This is a genomic window from Arthrobacter sp. RCC_34 (assembly GCF_041360795.1).
GTDB lineage: Bacteria > Actinomycetota > Actinomycetes > Actinomycetales > Micrococcaceae > Arthrobacter_E.
Genome location: NZ_JBFUPW010000001.1, coordinates 1,399,007 through 1,415,004, shown reverse-complemented (window position 1 = coordinate 1,415,004; position 15,998 = coordinate 1,399,007). Strand labels below are relative to the sequence as shown.

20 protein-coding genes are annotated in these 15,998 nt (G+C 68.6%); 13 read left to right on the top strand and 7 right to left on the bottom strand.

Translation table 11 applies throughout. The features are described from left to right. Nucleotides 1-103: 103 nt before the first annotated feature. The 5 genes from AB6732_RS06705 to AB6732_RS06685 all read left to right on the top strand — a co-directional run bounded on the left by AB6732_RS06705 (nt 104) and on the right by AB6732_RS06685 (nt 2,286). Complete coding sequence (locus AB6732_RS06705) at nt 104-511, top strand: VOC family protein (RefSeq protein ID WP_370959225.1); 408 nt, start codon at nt 104-106, stop codon at nt 509-511. Between the two features lie 58 nt (nt 512-569). Further along, nucleotides 570-719, top strand: a complete 150-nt coding sequence (locus AB6732_RS06700; RefSeq protein ID WP_370959224.1) for a ribbon-helix-helix protein, CopG family — start codon at nt 570-572, stop codon at nt 717-719. Further along, a complete protein-coding gene (locus AB6732_RS06695) occupies nt 716-1,441 on the top strand; it encodes a hypothetical protein (RefSeq protein ID WP_370959223.1) in 726 nt (241 codons plus the stop codon). Before AB6732_RS06700 ends, AB6732_RS06695 begins: the two co-directional genes overlap by 4 nt. Nucleotides 1,442-1,462: 21 nt before the next feature. Then, nucleotides 1,463-1,789, top strand: a complete 327-nt coding sequence (locus tag AB6732_RS06690; protein WP_370959222.1) for an antibiotic biosynthesis monooxygenase — start codon at nt 1,463-1,465, stop codon at nt 1,787-1,789. A gap of 104 nt (nt 1,790-1,893) precedes the next feature. Next, nucleotides 1,894-2,286, top strand: a complete 393-nt coding sequence (locus AB6732_RS06685) for a VOC family protein (protein ID WP_370959221.1) — start codon at nt 1,894-1,896, stop codon at nt 2,284-2,286. Nucleotides 2,287-2,291: 5 nt separating this feature from the next. Here AB6732_RS06685 and AB6732_RS06680 read toward each other — a convergent pair whose 3' ends face one another. Then, entirely contained in the window at nt 2,292-2,909 is a 618-nt protein-coding gene (locus AB6732_RS06680; protein WP_370959220.1) for a LysE/ArgO family amino acid transporter, read from the bottom strand. Nucleotides 2,910-2,979: 70 nt separating this feature from the next. Here AB6732_RS06680 and AB6732_RS06675 point away from each other — a divergent pair, with 70 nt between their 5' ends. Beyond that, nucleotides 2,980-3,858 (top strand): LysR family transcriptional regulator ArgP, encoded by an 879-nt coding sequence (locus AB6732_RS06675; protein WP_370959219.1) that lies wholly within the window; start codon nt 2,980-2,982, stop codon nt 3,856-3,858. A 37-nt stretch (nt 3,859-3,895) separates the two neighbouring features. Here AB6732_RS06675 and AB6732_RS06670 read toward each other — a convergent pair whose 3' ends face one another. Both AB6732_RS06670 and zapE read right to left on the bottom strand, forming a co-directional pair. Beyond that, nucleotides 3,896-4,981 carry an AAA family ATPase gene (locus AB6732_RS06670; protein ID WP_370959218.1) on the bottom strand — a complete coding sequence of 362 codons (1,086 nt, stop codon included), beginning with the start codon at nt 4,979-4,981 and terminating at the stop codon, nt 3,896-3,898. 49 nt (nt 4,982-5,030) lie between these two features. Further along, on the bottom strand, nt 5,031-6,050 hold the full coding sequence (gene zapE / locus AB6732_RS06665; RefSeq protein ID WP_370959217.1) for a cell division protein ZapE: 1,020 nt from the start codon (nt 6,048-6,050) through the stop codon (nt 5,031-5,033). A gap of 75 nt (nt 6,051-6,125) precedes the next feature. Here zapE and AB6732_RS06660 point away from each other — a divergent pair, with 75 nt between their 5' ends. Continuing rightward, a complete protein-coding gene (locus AB6732_RS06660) occupies nt 6,126-6,719 on the top strand; it encodes a TetR/AcrR family transcriptional regulator (protein ID WP_370959216.1) in 594 nt (197 codons plus the stop codon). A 14-nt stretch (nt 6,720-6,733) separates the two neighbouring features. Here the strand turns inward: AB6732_RS06660 and AB6732_RS06655 are convergent, their stop codons facing one another. Further along, nucleotides 6,734-7,729 (bottom strand): YeiH family protein, encoded by a 996-nt coding sequence (locus AB6732_RS06655; protein WP_370959215.1) that lies wholly within the window; start codon nt 7,727-7,729, stop codon nt 6,734-6,736. A 70-nt stretch (nt 7,730-7,799) separates the two neighbouring features. Here AB6732_RS06655 and AB6732_RS06650 point away from each other — a divergent pair, with 70 nt between their 5' ends. After that, nucleotides 7,800-8,705 carry a LysR family transcriptional regulator gene (locus AB6732_RS06650; RefSeq protein WP_370959214.1) on the top strand — a complete coding sequence of 302 codons (906 nt, stop codon included), beginning with the start codon at nt 7,800-7,802 and terminating at the stop codon, nt 8,703-8,705. 36 nt (nt 8,706-8,741) lie between these two features. Here the strand turns inward: AB6732_RS06650 and AB6732_RS06645 are convergent, their stop codons facing one another. Continuing rightward, complete coding sequence (locus tag AB6732_RS06645; protein ID WP_370959213.1) at nt 8,742-9,140, bottom strand: nuclear transport factor 2 family protein; 399 nt, start codon at nt 9,138-9,140, stop codon at nt 8,742-8,744. Nucleotides 9,141-9,210: 70 nt separating this feature from the next. On the opposite strand from AB6732_RS06645, the gene AB6732_RS06640 reads away from it, so the two are divergent. From AB6732_RS06640 to AB6732_RS06620, 5 genes are all read left to right on the top strand, one after another. Beyond that, entirely contained in the window at nt 9,211-9,855 is a 645-nt protein-coding gene (locus AB6732_RS06640) for a peptide deformylase (protein WP_370959212.1), read from the top strand. A 2-nt stretch (nt 9,856-9,857) separates the two neighbouring features. Continuing rightward, the gene (locus tag AB6732_RS06635) at nt 9,858-10,748 is read left to right on the top strand and encodes a putative RNA methyltransferase (protein WP_370959211.1); all 891 of its coding nucleotides are present in this window, start codon (nt 9,858-9,860) and stop codon (nt 10,746-10,748) included. A 147-nt stretch (nt 10,749-10,895) separates the two neighbouring features. Next, nucleotides 10,896-11,357 (top strand): NfeD family protein, encoded by a 462-nt coding sequence (locus tag AB6732_RS06630; RefSeq protein ID WP_066212481.1) that lies wholly within the window; start codon nt 10,896-10,898, stop codon nt 11,355-11,357. 57 nt (nt 11,358-11,414) lie between these two features. Continuing rightward, nucleotides 11,415-12,341 (top strand): SPFH domain-containing protein, encoded by a 927-nt coding sequence (locus tag AB6732_RS06625; protein WP_370959210.1) that lies wholly within the window; start codon nt 11,415-11,417, stop codon nt 12,339-12,341. Between the two features lie 225 nt (nt 12,342-12,566). Further along, on the top strand, nt 12,567-12,911 hold the full coding sequence (locus AB6732_RS06620) for an RNA polymerase-binding protein RbpA (RefSeq protein ID WP_370959209.1): 345 nt from the start codon (nt 12,567-12,569) through the stop codon (nt 12,909-12,911). Nucleotides 12,912-13,107: 196 nt separating this feature from the next. Here the strand turns inward: AB6732_RS06620 and AB6732_RS06615 are convergent, their stop codons facing one another. Further along, the gene (locus AB6732_RS06615) at nt 13,108-13,842 is read right to left on the bottom strand and encodes a polyprenol monophosphomannose synthase (protein ID WP_370959208.1); all 735 of its coding nucleotides are present in this window, start codon (nt 13,840-13,842) and stop codon (nt 13,108-13,110) included. 472 nt (nt 13,843-14,314) lie between these two features. Next, nucleotides 14,315-15,961, bottom strand: a complete 1,647-nt coding sequence (locus AB6732_RS06610; protein WP_370959609.1) for an amidohydrolase — start codon at nt 15,959-15,961, stop codon at nt 14,315-14,317. Between the last annotated feature and the right edge of the window lie 37 nt (nt 15,962-15,998).

The window sequence follows — 15,998 nt, the reverse complement described above, 5'->3', positions numbered from 1 at the left end:
CGGCCCAGTCTGGCAGTCCCGTGCCCAGCGGACAAGGCCTCTGCTGGCCAGAAGGTGCTGCCCTGGCCTTGGATCCCCCGCTCGTGAAGCCTAGATTCGAATCATGCTGGTCATCGGTTCGGTGGTGTTCCGTGTTCGCGATCTGGCCGCGCAGACCGCCTTCTGGTCCGCGGCGCTCCACTATGTGGTGAGGGAGCCGCCAGGCGACGACTTCGTCCTGCTCCACTCCCCTGACGGGCGCGGCCCCAATGTGTCGCTGGACGCTTCGCCCTCGGACCGCATGCTGCCGCCGCGCCTCCATCTCGACCTGTACGCAGAGGACCAGGCGGTGGAGGTCGAACGGCTCGAGACGCTGGGGGCGCGCCTCGTCCACTGGGCGGGCAGGCCTGACGACGCCGACTACCTCATCATGGAGGACCCCGAAGGCAACCGCTTCTGCGTGATCGACGCCGCCGAGTGGGGTGGGTGGGGCGGGTGGGCGCGCGCTGAGCCGCGCCCAGGACTCACCTGACGATCGAGGGTCCCCAAGACTCTTCCCATTCGCACGGCTAACTTGCTAGCATGCTCGCATGACAGAGAAACAGCCGAAAGTGCAGTTCAACGTCTACCTCCCTCCGGAGCTGATCAAAGCCGTCAAGCATCGCGCGGTGGATGAGGGCGTCTCGCTCTCAGCCCTCGTGGAGAACGCCCTGTCGGAATACTTGAAGGAGAAGCCATGATCCCCGAACTGACCGTCAGGCCTATCGTCTACACCACACACTGCGACGAGTGGCTTGCCCTGCTGGAGTGCCTCGGCGCAGTCCGGTTGACCAACGACCCGTCGTGGACCGTCCTCGGATTCCGCAGCGGGCGGGTCGCTCTCCACGCGGCCGAAGGCGACTACCCGGACGGCACCGTGAGCCTGGGGTTTGAAACGGAGAGCCTTGAAGCCTTCCTGGAGGCCGTGCCGTCCACTCCTGCCCTGCGCGTCGAGCGTCATCTCGCGGGGCACGGTGAATCGGTCCAGGTCACGACGGCGGACGGCCTGCGGTTCCTCGTGGACCCTCGAACGCCCTCCGGCTCCGAGCGGGCCGGCCTGGACACCTGGGTGGAAGCTCTGAGGATGAGCGCAGATGTCCCCGGGGCCGCGGCCGAACTCGAGCACCTCGGCTTGAAGCGCCACCTGAGCGAGACCAATGGTCAGACCATCACGCTGCGTGCCGCGGAGGGAACGGTGCTGGTGCACATCGGCGACGCCGGAGCGCCCGCCGCCGCATTCGCCGTCGGGACTTCGGATCTGCAGCGCTGCCATCAGCGCCTCCTGAACGCGGGCATCCAGCACGATGTTATTGACGAGACATTCGGCAGGACCTTGCACGTCCCGTGCCCCGGACCGGAAGGGAGCACGCTCTGGATCTCCCAGCCGGACGATGATCCGGTCGGCGCTGTCCAGCATCCCTGACGCAGCAGGCAGAATGGACTCATGAGTGTCATCAAGATCAACGCCATCACCGTTCCCCCAGACTCCGGCGACGAGCTCGCCAAACGCTTCGCCGCCCGCGCCACCTCGGTGGACGGCCAGCCCGGCTTCGAGGGCTTCGAGCTCCTGCAGCCGTCCGACGGCCGCAACGTCTGGCTCGTGCTGACCCGCTGGGCCGATGAGGAGAGCTTCAACGCGTGGCGCGAGTCGGCGTCGTTCGGTCATGGTCACCGCCCTTCCGGAGACGACGACGGCGCGCGCCAGCGCCCGGTGGGAGTGTCCGCCGAGCTGTGGAGCTACAGCGTCGCGGACCTCAGCAGCGGAGAGTGACGTGGAGGGGGCGGTCGCGGGCGAAGATCCCGCGGCCGCCCCTTCGTCGAGCAGGTCAGAGCGGCAACAGACGGAGCGGAAACGCGGGAGGCTAGACTCCCCGTGTGCCGATCTTCCACCACCTCGAGCTCTGGACTCGCGATCTTCCCGGGGCCGAGCCGTCCTTCGACTGGCTCCTGTCCCGCCTCGGTTTCGTCAAAGAGGACTCCACAGATTGGCCGCAGGGCAGGATCTGGCGGCATCCGGAGGGAAGCTATCTGGTGCTGGAGCAGTCCCCCGCGGTGCTGGACGAACCGCATGACCGGCTCCGTCCGGGGCTGAACCATGTGGCCTTCACGGTTCCAGGACGAGCCTTGCTCGATGAGCTGCGCCGGGACGCCGCGGCGCACGACTGGCAGGAGCTCTTTCCAGAGGTCTACCCGCATGCCGGCGGACCGCAGCACACCGCGCTGTACCTGGTGAACGGGCAGGGCTTCGAGGTCGAACTGGTCGCCTGAGCGGATCAGTGCAGGAACACCAACTGCGCGGCGATGATCAGCATCGTCACGGCGATGGCCGCGTCGAGGAGGCGCCAAGCGGCCGGTCGGGCGAAGACCGGGGCCAGGAATCGAGCGCCGAAACCCAGCAGGCTGAACCAGACGACGCTCGCCGCCGCGGCACCCGCGCCGAAGGACCACCGCGCCTCCCCGTGCGCAGCACCCAGAGAGCCGAGCAACAGCACCGTGTCCAAGTAGACGTGCGGGTTCAGCCAGGTCAGGGCCGCCACCGTGCCGAGAGTCGCCCAGAGACCGGCGCTTCCTCCGCATTCTGCGGAGAGGAGGGAGCTCTTGCTCATCACTCGCCGTGCCGCCGTGAAGGCGTAGACCAGAAGGAACGCGGCACCGGCCCAGCGCGCCACCACCAGAATCCACGGCGCTGCCTCGATCGCCGCGCCCACTCCCGAGATCCCGGCCAGGATGAGCACGGCGTCACTGCCCATGCAGAGCAGCACGACCGGCACCACATACTCTCGCAGGAGACCCTGGCGGAGCACGAAGGCGTTCTGCGCGCCGATGGCGATGATGAGGGACAGTCCGGCGCCGAAGCCGGCGAGAAGCACGGGGATATCAGGGGAAATCACCCGCTCACGCTATCCACGCCCTGGCCGGAAGTGAAGCTAATCCTTCTTCAGGATCATTAGAATCATTCATGTGATAGCTCATCCCGATCAGCTCCGCGCCCTGAGCGCCGTCGTGGAACATGGCACCTTCGACGCCGCAGCCGCCGCCCTGCACCTCACGCCGTCCGCGATCAGCCAGCGCATCCGAGCGCTGGAACAACAGGTCGGGAAGGTACTGCTCCTGCGCTCCAAGCCCGCCGTGGCCACGGCCCCCGGTCGGGCGGTGCTGCGTCTGGCACGTCAGATCGCACTCCTGGAACAGGAGACGGCGGTGGAGCTCGGGCTGGAGGACCCGCACGGGGCGCGCATCCCCCTGGTGGTCAATGCGGACTCGCTCGCCACCTGGGTGCTCCCGGCCCTCGCCACCGTGCCCGGGGTGCGTTTCGAGATCCTCGTGGACGATCAGGATCACACGACCGCGTGGCTCCGCGAGGGTGTTGCGATGGCGGCGATCACCTCGGACACGAGCCCGGTGCCGGGCTGCCGCGTGACGTCACTGGGGGTGATGCGGTATCACGCCATGGCGAGTCCGGAATTCCGCGACCGCTGGTTCCCCGAGGGTCTGAGTGCCGACAGGCTCTCCCGTGCCCCTATGCTCAATTTCAACCGCAAAGACAGCCTGCAGGACCGCTTTCTGGCTCTCCACAGCCCGGAGAAGATCCTGGATCCGCCGTGCACTCATGTCCCCTCCAGTTCGGAATTCGTCAAGGCGACCGAGCTGGGGCTCGGCTGGGCGATGCTGCCGGACATCCAGACCGAGGAGGGCCGTGCCGCGGGCCGATTGGTCGTGCTGGATGCCGGCAACACGGTGGATGTCAGCCTTCACTGGCAGCAGTGGGCGGTGGGCTCGGCCGCTCTCGATTCCGTCGCGGCCGCGCTGCGCGAGACCGCCGACCGTGTGCTGCACTGAGCTCGTGTTCTGCTCGTGTTCTGCTGGCGCGCCAGGGTCAGTCGCCCCGGAAGTACTCCGCCATCCCGGGAATGGCGAACCGCAGTTTCCCGTGTCCCGCCGCCTCGATGAGACCGGCATCGATGAGCCGGGTCCGGTAGTTGCCGACGGCGCTGGCCCTCATGCCGATCCGCTGACCGATGTCCCCGCTGGTGGAGATCCCGTCCGGGTCTTCGGCCATCGCTTCGAGGAACTCCCGGTCCCTCGGCGAGACGGAGGCCAGCGCCGCTTCGATCACGGTCCGGTCATGACGACGGCGTGCGGCCGCTACCGCGCGCTGAACGGCTTCGTCGCCGAGCGGCCCGACCTCGGCTTCCTTCCAGAGGAAGTACCCCACCAGCTGGATGAGGAAGGGGTACCCGCCCGTCGCCTCGGCGGCCCGCGCGGCCTGATCCGTGCCCAGTGCCCAGCCGCCTTCGGCGAGGGTGTCGCGGAGGGACCGTTCGACGTCGTCGAGCGCGGCGGCATGCAGGTCGATGCGGTCGGCGCGGCGCAGGAAGGTCGCCACGCCCTCGTTGAGGAGGTCCGAGACGGCGGAGGGCAGCCCCGCGAAGACGAGCCCGATCGGCAGCGACTCCCGGATCAGGTGCTGGACGTCGGCGGCCAGGAGGGCCAGCTCGGAACGGTTGGCGGCGTGGATCTCGTCCACGGTCAGGATGAGACCGGTTCCCTTCTCGGCGAGGAGGGCGAGCAGGGCGATCGCCTGATCACGCCACTGGACCTGCTCCTCGGGCGCCAGCTGCGTGGTGATCCCGAATCCGGCGACCGAGAGTGCGGTGACCCGCCGGGCCGCCCGCCCCTCCCCCAGTTCCTGGGTGAGCCGGCGCATGTGCTCGCCGATCCTGGCCACGAATCCCGGTGTCGCAGTCTCGGAGATGACCGCCCAGCCGGCTTCCAACGCCGCATCCTCGGCGGCGCCTAGCATGACGGTCTTCCCCACACCTCGCACACCTGTGAAGATGGTCAGCAGACCCGGCGCGCCCGAGCCCAGGTGTAGTCCGTACGTGAACTCGTCCAGGAGGCCTTCCCTGCCGATCAGTTCAGGCGGAGTGGCCCCGGCGGTCGGGCGGAACGGGTTCTTCATGGGGTGAGTCTAGCGATGAGTTTGTGTGAATTCTATGAATTTTATGAATTTACGCGAACGGGCGCTCCGCAAGATGCCGCAGCCTGCTGACGAACCGCGCGGCGTCCCGCACCCGGAGGGCCAGCTCCTCCTCTGACGGCAGCGGGGACTCCGACGCGAAGAGGACGTCCACCCGCTCGTCGTACAGCACGTCGACCAGGTGCGCCCAGCGCTGTGCCGGCTCACGCTCCAGGCGCTCGACGCCGGGCACCCCGGTCACCGCCCATGTCCTCCACTGCCGTGCGAGGACCAGATAGTCCTGCGCTGAGAGCGGGTCTTCGCAGAGCCTGGCGAACTCCACGACGAAAACGCCATCGCGGGTCAGCCCTGCCCGCAGGCTCCGGCTGCCGCCTCCGAGAGGCACTTTCAGCTCCTGCGAACCTCCGGCACGGCCCCTGCTGTCGGACGGCGTGTACGGCCCTCTGAGCCAGCCCGGCCGGCCTGGTCCGTCCGGGGTCCCGGTCCGCCGGTGATCCCACGTCCCTGTCAGCTCGATGACCTGGAAGCCGGATTCGATCGCCCGGATGGCCGGCAGGGCGGCTTCATGGAACAGCGGATCGGGCAGGAGGCTGTGCGGTGGGTAATTCGATGTGGCGAGGATCCGCACCCCGGCCCCGAGCGCGCGCGGGAGCCAGCGATTCAAGAGGTGGGCATCGGCGACGTCATGGAGGAGGAATTCGTCGAAGAGCAACACCGGGGCTTCCGTGCGGTAGTCCGCCAGCACGTGCTCGGCGCGTCCGGGAGCGGCTGCCAGCGCGGACTGCAGTCCGCTGAGGAAGGTGTGGAGGTGGACGCGCTGCCGGGATTCCACCGGGAGGAGGGTGAAGTGCTCCTCCAGTAACCAGGATTTGCCGCGGCCGACGGCGCCCCAGAGGTAGATGGAGGCTGAGCCGGCTGCTTCCAGCCGGTCGAGGGCCTCCTCTTGGGCTTCGTCGAGCTGCCGGCCTTGGGCTTGGACGTTCCGACGGACCGCTGCCGCGGTGGGCAGCGCGGAGGTTTCGCCGATGGAACGGAACAGGCGGGACAGCATGCCAGTACTCTACATCTATAGAGGAAATGGACATCTACAGAGGATGACATCTACAGAGGATTGGGAGGCGGCGTGATGAGACAGGACCGGCGAGACGCGATCTGCGAGGCTGCGGTGGGATTGCTGGCGCGGGATGGCGCGCGGGGGCTGACCCACCATGCGGTGGACCGGAGCCTGGGCCTGCCGCTCGGTTCGGTCTCGTACTACTTCAGGACACGGCACGCTCTGCTGGAGGCGACTGCCCGCTGGATCGCGGAACGGTCCCGCGCCGAACTGGACCGGGGTCTCCCCGGCCCGGCGGACGCCGGCCCTGGGGCACTGAGGCGCGATGGCCTTCCCGGGGCTGCCGCCGTCGTCGCCCGTCAAGTGGAGCTGCTCCTGACGGTCCGACGCGATCAGGCTCTCGCGCGGACCGCTCTGCTTGGTGAGACGTCGCTGCCGGGTGGACTCCGCAGCGCCCTGGCGCACTGTCTGTTCTCGCGCCGGCTGGCCGAGGGTCTGATGGCCGGTCTCGGGGCTCGGGAACCCCGGGAGGCTGCGCAGGACCTCGTGACGTTCCTGGAGGGCCTGGTCGCCGAGGACCTGTGGAGCGTCTCCGGGAGTCCCGCTCCTTCCGTGCTGGCCACTCGCGTGGAGCGGCATCTGGAGCGGCTGCTCGCCGTCGCCTGAGCAACGGCGGTCTTCTACGCGATCACCAGGGCGCCACCCAGCCCGAGGGCCGCGACCAGGGCCGTGGACCCGGCGGCCAGAGCGAGCAGCCTCCCGCTGCCGGACAGGAGTGACTTCACGTGGACTCCGGCGCCGAGCGCGAACATGGCGGCCGACAGCAGGAATTCCTGGGCTGATGAGGCCAGCGCCAGCACCTCGTGCGGCACCGGCAGAATGCTCCGGACCACCGCTGCGATGATGAACCCCACGAGGAAGAGGGGAATCACGGGAGGGTTTTTCGACGTGGCGCCCTGACTCACGTCACCCTCCGGCGCGAGCGCGCGTGAACGGGCGCCGAGGATGGCCGCCACCGGGGCCAGCAGCAGCACGCGGGCGAGCTTCATACTGACCGCCAGGCCAAGCGCTCCCCCGCCGAGCAGACCTCCGATCGCGACCACCTGCCCGACTTCATGCACCGACGCGCCCGCCCAGAGCGCCGTCTGGTCCGTGCTGAGGCCCAGGAGGGCTCCGAGGCCGGGGATCAGCGGGATCATGAGGGTTCCGAAGAGGACCACGAGTGCGACGGCGGTCACCGTCTCCTTCTCGCGGGCATCCACGCTCGACTCGACGCCGGCGACGGCGGCGGCTCCGCAGATCGAGAATCCACACGCCACGAGCAATGCTTGCTTGCGCTCCACCCCGAGCAGGCGGCCGAGGCCGAGCGTCCCCACGATGCCGACGCCGACCACGAGGACCGCCAGCACCGGGATTCCCCAGCCACGCGCGAACAGCTCGGGCAGGGACAGCTGCAGGCCCAGCAGCACGATGCCCAGGCGCAGCGGCACCCGGGAGGCATAGCCCAGGCCGGGTTCGCTCGTGCGGGGCAGGATGCCGGCATTGCGCGCGACGACCCCCACGATGATCGCGATCAGCAGCGCACTCACTCCCGGAGCGAGGTGGGAGATCACACAGGCCACGAGGGCCACGGCTCCAGAGAGGAGCAGTCCGGGACGTTGCAGAGCGGTAGGCATGTTTCCATGCTGTCAACGACGGTCGACGGCCAGTAGACGGCAAACGGGCATGGAGCCATATGCTGGTGATATGACCGTACGAGACTGGGATCTGCGCCATTTCCGCTTGCTGGACGCGCTGGCCGAAGCGGGCAGCATCGGCGCTGCGGCCCGCCTTCTGGGACTCGCGCAGCCCAACGCGTCCCGGCTGCTGGACTCCATGGAACGCAGTGCCGGCTTCCCTCTGGCAGAACGGTCCGCGCGGGGAAGCCGCCTCACCGACCGTGGCCTGGTGCTGGCGGGTCTGGCCTCGGAAGTCCTCGCGGCGGCGACCCGGGTGACCCACGCCGTGGACGCCCTCGCCGGCCAGGGTGGCAGCCTCCGCATCTGTGCGAGCCTCACGGTGGCCGAACACCTCATGCCCGGCTGGCTGGCGACCGCCCAGCAGCGGCTTCCCTCCCTTTCCATCACCCTCGACGTCGGCAATTCGGCGTCCGTGTTCGAACGGCTGCGCGACGGCAGCGTCGATCTCGGCTTCGTCGAAGGGCCCACCATCGAGACGGGGTTCCACTACCTGGATCTGCTACGGGACGACCTCGTGGTGGTCGTGCCGGCCTCGCACCCCTGGGCCGGACGCGGAACCGTTGGTGCCGAGGAGCTCGCGGGCGCCACCTTGGTGGTCCGCGAAGCCGGCTCCGGGACACGGCAGGTGGCCGAGCGGGCCCTTGCGGCCCATGCGCGAGGCGACACCGGACCGTCACGGCTCGAGGTGGGGAGTAACGCCGCACTCGTGGCGAGCGTGGCCGCGGGACTGGGCCCCGGCGTCGTCAGCCGCCTGGCGGTCGGCTCCGAACTCCAGACGGGCCGGCTCACGGCCGTGACCGTGCCCGGTCTCGTGCTGGCGCGGACGCTCCGGGCGGTCTGGCCTTCCAGAGTGCCGCTCAGCCGGGAGACGGGTGAGTTCCTGGCCCTGGTGCGGTCGCTGATCGGTGACTGAGCCCCGCGGACGGACGGACCGGCCCCGAGCAGTTGCTCAGGTCTCGTAGCTGTCGAAGCTGTCCTGCCCCACGATGAGACCGTCACGCACCGTGAAGACGGAGAGGATGCGGGCCTTCATGGTGTCGCCCACATTCCAGTAGGGCAGGTCCATCCGCGCCACCGCCTGCCATGCCAGTTCCACGGCCACCTCGGAGCCGTCGGCCAGCACCCGCTGCACGGTGTACTCCTGATCCCCCACCACGAGGTGCGCCTGAGCGAATCCGTTCAGGGTCTGTTCCCGGTCCCGGGTGGCCTCCTGGGGCGACAGGGCGTTGGGCCATTCGCGGAACCGGAAGTCCGGCGCCAGGAAGGCGGCGAGCTCCTCCACAGGGGCCTGACGGCCCACGGCATGCACATAGTCGAGAACGATCCGGCGGGCAGTCTCAGCTGTCATAGACTGCATCCTAGCCGTGCCGCCGGCCCGCCCTTCCGACGAGCCGTCGCCCCCTGACCTGAGGAGAGCCGTGTCCGCCCCTGCCCCCACCCTGAGTGATGAGGAGATCCGCGACCTGGTCCTGGCGCTCCTGAAGTCCCCGGACGAGATCGCGATCGTGCAGGCCGGCCACCCCGTCCTCCGGCAGCAGGCGATGGACTTCACCGGGCAGCTCAGCGCCGCGGAACTCTCGGCGTTCCTCGACCTGATGCGGGCCGTCATGCATGCGGCACCGGGGGTCGGACTCGCCGCGCCACAGCTGGGCATCCCTCTTCGCATCGCGGTTCTGGAGGACCAGTGGCCCATCCCGGAGGAAGTCGCCGCGGAGCGGCACCGTGAAGCACTGCCTTATTTCGCCGTGATAAACCCGGTATATCACAGCGTGGGCGAGGAGCTGGCTCCCTTCTATGAGGGGTGCCTCTCGGTCCACGGTCTGCAGGCGGTCGTTGCACGTCACCAGCGCGTGCGGCTCGACTGGACCTCCCCGGAGGGCGAGACCCGCAGCGAGGAGTTCAGCGGCTGGCAGGCCCGCATCGTTCAGCATGAGACCGATCATCTGGGCGGCACACTGTACGTGGACAAGGCCATCACCCGATCCCTGACCTTCAATCCGGAGTACGCGGAGTACTGGGCCGCGCCAGGTATCGACGGCGCCAGGAAGGGCCTGGGTTTCTGACCGTGCGGGATGTCGTCAGGGCGCTCCTCCACTGTCCCCACTGCGGTGCGCCGTTCCTGCCCGGTCCGGGACCGCGCCTCCAGTGCCCCGCGGGCCACAGCTTCGACGCGGCCAAACAGGGGTACTACAACTTCCTCACCGGCAAGGGCACGGCGTTCACGGCGGACAGTGCCGCCATGGCCGCCTCCCGGGCTGCATTCCTGGAAAGCGGGCACTACGCTCCCCTGGCGGAGGCACTCACCGGCATGGTGCGTGACGGGATGGCCTCAACGGCTCCGTCGCGCGACGGAGGCCTGCCGGTCGTGGTCGACGCCGGCGCCGGCACGGGCTACTACCTCCACCAGGTGGTCGCGCGACTGAGCCCGCAGGACCCCGGGTCCTCCGCCCCCGCCGCGGTCGCCTTCGACATCTCGAAGTTCGCCCTGCGCCGCGCCGCACGCCTGAACCCCGACGCCGCGGTGTTCGTCTGGGACGTCTGGCGTCCGCTTCCGCTGGCCGACGGCAGCGCCGACGCCCTCCTGGTGGTCTTCGCGCCCCGGAACCCGGCCGAGTTCCGCCGCGTCCTGCGGCCGGGCGGGGTCGCCGTCGTCGTGACGCCGCTGCCCACCCATCTCCGGGAGATCGCCGACGTCGCCGGGCTGCTGGACATCGAGGAAGGCAAGACTGAGCGGCTCGACGCCGGCATGGGCGAGGACTTCGAACTGGTCGAACGGCGGACGCTCGAGTTCGGCCTATCGCTCACTCCGGTGGACGTCGCCGCCGTCGCGCTCATGGGACCTGCCGGGCACCACCTCGATCCCGTCGAGCTCACCCGCCGCACCGAAACCCTGGGCGACCTCACCCCGGTCACTGCGGCGTTCACCCTCTCCGCCTACCGCCCTCGCCGGGCCTGAGCAGGCAGACCTCCCGACACGGAAACGCACATCGTGACCCCCGCGAGAGGGCCCCGGGAGCCTGGTGTGACTAGGATGGCTTAAACGATCGTGGGGAGTCGTCGCCGAAGGAGGCGTTGGTCTCACCCACAGCAAAGGGGTGGCACGATGGACTGGCTCATCGACAATCTCTGGGCCCTCTGGCTCGTCACGTTGCTGGTCTTCGGGGTGATCGAGCTCCTCAGCCTCGACCTGATCTTCCTCATGATGGCCGGCTCTTCCCTGGTGACCCTCTTCGTCGCCCTCGCGGGAGCGCCTTTCTGGCTCCAAGTGGTCGTGTTCTGCCTGGTCTCCCTCCTGATGATCTTCTTCGTCCGGCCCATCGCGCTGAAGCATCTGCGCAAGGGGCCGAAGGACTCCCTCAGCAATGTCGACCGGCTGATCGGTGACTCCGCCCTCGTCGTGGAGACCGTGAGCGCGCAGGGCGGGCTCGTCAAGATCGGGGGCGACGTCTGGAGTGCCAGGACGGACGGCCTCAGCTTCCTCACCGGCACCACCGTCCAGGTGCTGCGCATCGACGGCGCACACGCCGTCGTCGGACTTCCCGAGCAGCCCACGGCTGCTTCCTGACTTTCTCAGCGGGCAAGGCGCTTGCCCGTCCCGCCAACCCAGGAAAGGCACCTGCTGATGTTCAATCCCTTACCTGTCGTACTCTCCTTCCTCCTGATCGCCCTGGTGATCTTCGTCCTGATCGTGCTGATCCGCTCCGTCCGGATCGTGCCGCAGGCCCGCGCCGGGGTGGTGGAACGGCTCGGAAAGTACCAGCGCACGCTGAACCCGGGCTTGACCATCCTCATTCCGTTCGTGGACCGGCTGCTGCCGCTCCTGGACCTCCGCGAACAGGTGGTGTCCTTCCCGCCGCAGCCCGTCATCACCGAGGACAACCTGGTGGTCTCCATCGACACCGTGGTGTACTTCCAGGTCACGGACGCCCGCGCGGCCACCTATGAGATCGCCAATTACATCCAGGCCGTCGAGCAGCTCACCACCACCACGCTCCGTAACGTGGTGGGTGGCCTCAATCTGGAGCAGGCTCTGACCAGCCGCGACCAGATCAACGGCCAGCTGCGCGGTGTCCTGGACGAGGCCACCGGCCGCTGGGGCATCCGCGTCTCCCGCGTCGAGCTCAAGGCCATCGATCCGCCCCTCTCCATCCAGGACTCGATGGAGAAGCAGATGCGCGCCGAGCGTGACCGCCGTGCCGCGATCCTGACCGCGGAAGGCACCAAGCAGTCCCAGATCCTGACCGCGGAAGGTGAGCGTCAGGCCGCCATCCTCAAGGCCGAGGGTGATGCGAAGGCGGCCATCCTGCGGGCCGACGGTGAAGCCCAGGCCATCCAGAAGGTCTTCGACGCGATCCACGCCGGACGTCCCGATCAGAAGCTGCTGGCCTACCAGTACCTCCAGACGCTTCCCAAGCTCGCCGAAGGCTCGTCCAACAAGCTCTGGATCATCCCGAGCGAGGTGGGCGAGGCCCTCAAGGGCATCGGCGGCGTCCTCGGCAATGTGGCGCCCGACGCCGGCGACTCCACCGGTGGGGTGCCGCGCCACTGACGCGTCCCCTCCGGAACCGTCGCGGCCGGATCAGCTCAGCCGGCCCCGTTTCGACGGGGCCGGCGGCATATGGCCCGCGAACGGGCTCCGGTGCCGTAAAATAGGTGGTTGCGCCCTGGAGCGGGAACAAGTCCCCCTCTGGAAGCGTTGCATTCGACAGGGTATCCTCCCTGGCTCACCAAGCCAGGGTGAGTGCCGTGGAACCCGGTCAGCGAGGGAGAACAAATGAGCGATCGCAGCCTGCGAGGCATGCGCCTTGGCGCACAGAGCATGGAGAGCGAATCCGGTGTGGAGCCGGCGCCGCGCCAGCGCGTGGAGTACCGCTGCGCCGATGGTGAGCAGGTTTTCGTGACCTTTGCCGCCGAAGCGGAGATCCCCCCGGTCTGGACGTCCAAGACCGGCAAGGAAGCCATTCTGGTGGACGGTGAGAAGCCGGTCGACGTCAATGAGAAGGCCGCCCGTACCCACTGGGACATGCTGCTGGAACGCCGTTCCATCCCCGAGCTGGAGCAGATCCTTGAGGACCGCCTCAAGATCCTCCGCGAACGCCGGGGAGCACGCGCCAGCTGACACTGCTGGACGACGACATGAAGGAAGGGCCGGAACCCGTGGGTTCCGGCCCTTCCTCTGTCTCAGTTCGCTGTCTCCGGTCTACCACGAACAGGGTCCACCCCGAGCGAGGTCTACCCTGAGCGAGGTCCACCCCGAGCGAGGTCTACCCTGAGCGGAGCGCCTTCCGGCGCTGGTTGATCAGCGCCCTGGTGGATCAGCGCTTGCGGCCGCCCGTGAGGGCGTTCCAGCGGGCGTTCAGGCCCCACTTGGTCACGTTGATCATGGCTTCCACCACGATGTTGCCGCTCATCTTCGAGGTGCCGAACTCGCGCTCGACGAAAGTGATCGGAACCTCCTTGATGGTGAGGCCGGCCTTGGCCGTACGCCACTTGAGGTCCACCTGGAAGCCGTAACCCTTCGACTCCACGAGATCCAGATCGATGGCCCGCAGAGTGGAGGCGCGGAAGGCGTTGTACCCGCCGGTGAGGTCACGGATCGGGAGCCCGAGCATGGTCCGCGCGTAGAAGGAGCCGCACCGGGAGATCAGCTGACGGTGAGCCGGCCAGTTGACGGCCTCTCCCCCGGGCACCCAGCGTGAGCCGATCGCCAGATCGGCGCCGTTTTCAAGGGCAGTCAGAAGCTCGGGGAGCTGCTCCGGCTGGTGCGAACCGTCGGCGTCGAGCTCCACCAGGACGTCATAGCCTTCGCCGAGGCCCCACTTGAAGCCGGCGATGTACGCCGCGCCGAGCCCTTCCTTGCCCTTGCGGTGCAGCACCTTGACCTGGGAGTCCTCGGCCGCGATCTGATCCGCCAGGCGTCCCGTCCCGTCCGGGCTGTTGTCATCGACCACGAGGACATCGGAGGCCGGAACCGCGGCGCGCACCCGAGCGAGCGTCTTCGGGAGGGACTCGAGTTCGTTGAACGTGGGGATGATGGTCAGGACGCGCAAAGAGGCTTTCCATTCTGCTCGGGACAGCTGGCCGCGCCGCTCGGTCACCGAGGGTGCCGGCAGGGCGCAAAGTCCCATTATAAGTCACGCGCCCGAGGCCCTCCGGTCAACCCCGGTCCTCCGGGGGCGCTCCCCCGGTCGCGGTCCCGGCTGAGACAAGAACGGGCCCGGTGGAGAAGGACCAGTCGCAGACGGCACACACATGTCCGCTACAACTGTTTTCTGCTACCACCAGGCCCGTTCAGACGTGCCGCCACCGTGACGCGGGGATCTCCGGCCTGGCCGGTTCCCTGAGCTGTCCTGCCGATGAGGCTGGATGGCCTAAGAGACCTCATGACCACCCGTGATGTACAACTCTACGGTCCACGAACTCACTGTCAACCCCGGCCTTGAACTGCAAGGACATGCTTCGTCGCAGTTCAGGAGGGGGTTCAAGGAAGGTCGGTCAACCGGTTTTTCTGAGGGTCTTCCTTCAGATCTCCTCGGAGCGGTACAGCTCCACGCCCTCCGACACGGTCTGGAGGCACCGCGGCTCGGCCCCGTCCAGCGCCGGGAGCAGGGGGGTGCGGGCGCGGGGGTCGGTGCTCCAGGACGCCACCCGGTCGTCGGCGACCTGGACCATGAGGCTTTCGACCTCCCACACGGCGAAATTGGCAGGAGCCCCGGGGACCAGCTGGCCGTTGAGCGGGTTGGAGTCCCGCGCGGCGCGCCACCCGGCCCGGGTGTGCCCGACGAATGCCGCACGTGCAGAGATGCCCTGCCCCTCGGACCGGTGGTCCAGGCAAGCGCGGATGCTGTCCCAGGGGCGCAGCGGCGTGACCGGGGCATCGCTGCCGAAGGCCAGAGGCACGCCGGCGCGGTAGAGGTCGGCGAACGGATTCATCGACGCCCAGCGTGAACCGAGACGCTGGGCATACATGCCGTCGGGTCCACCCCAGGCGGCGTCGAACGCCGGCTGCGCGCTGACACTCACGGAGTGAGAGACGAGCGCCGCGATGTGGCCGGCGTCGAGCATCTCGGCGTGTTCCACGCGGTGACCCGCGCGCCGGACGGCGGACTCCCCCAGCCGCGCCGAGGTGCGGTCCAGGGCGTCGACGACGACGTCGAGTGCGCCGTCGCCGATGGCGTGGAAGCCGCCCTGGAGCCCCAGCTCCGTGCACGCGATGAGGTGCTCCGCGGCCGCCTCCGCGGAGAGGTACTGGGATCCGGCGTTGCCCGGGGCGTCCGTGTAATCGGCGCGGAGCAGGGCCGTGCGGGATCCCAGGGAGCCGTCGATGTTCAGATCACCGGCCAGCCCCAGCACGGGGACGTCGAGCTCCTCGAGCAGCGCCCTGGCCTGCTCCACGTTCTCCACGGCCTCTCCCCAGTACGGAAGGACCCGCGGCCCGGCGCCCGGCACGTCGTTCCAGGCCACGGCCCTCCGCAGATCGTCCATCCCGGCGATGGTCGGCCCGGACATCTCGGCGAGAGCCACATAGCCCTGACGCGCCGCCGCGTCCAGGGCCACCTTCTGGTACTCCTCGCGCTGCACAGAACCGAAGCGACGCACGGCCTGCCGCACCGCTGCGTGGGCTTCGAGGCTCAGCACGGAACCGCCGGAATTCCCGCGCAGTCCGGTGAGGTCTCCCGCCACGGCCAGCGAAGCACGGTTGACGAGCGCCGAATGGACATCGATGCGCGTCAGGTACAGCGGACGTCCGCCCGCGGCCCTCTCGAGCTCGTCGAGCGTGGGAAGCGTGGAATCCACCCACCGGGACTCGTCCCAGGAGTGCCCGAACACGGTCGCTCCCGCTTCGAGTCCGGAGGCGGCGCCGGACACCGCGTCCAGGAGCTCACGGGCCGAGCGGACCGTGCTCAGGTCCAGGGAGGCGAGGGCCAGACCCGTCTCCGTCAGATGGACGTGCGAGTCCACGAACCCGGGCACCACGAGCGCCCCGCGGAGATCGATCAGCTCCATGCGGTCGTCGCGGAGGGACTGCGCCGCCTGTTCCGAGCCGATCCAGGCGACCGTGTCGCCGTCCACCAGCATGGCCGTGGCGAACGGGTCCGCCGCCGAATACACGCTGCCGTTGACATACAGCCTGAGCCCTGATGCGGTGCCGGACCGTCCGTCGTTCATTGCTGACCTCACACTTCCTGTTTCCTCTGCCCCTGGC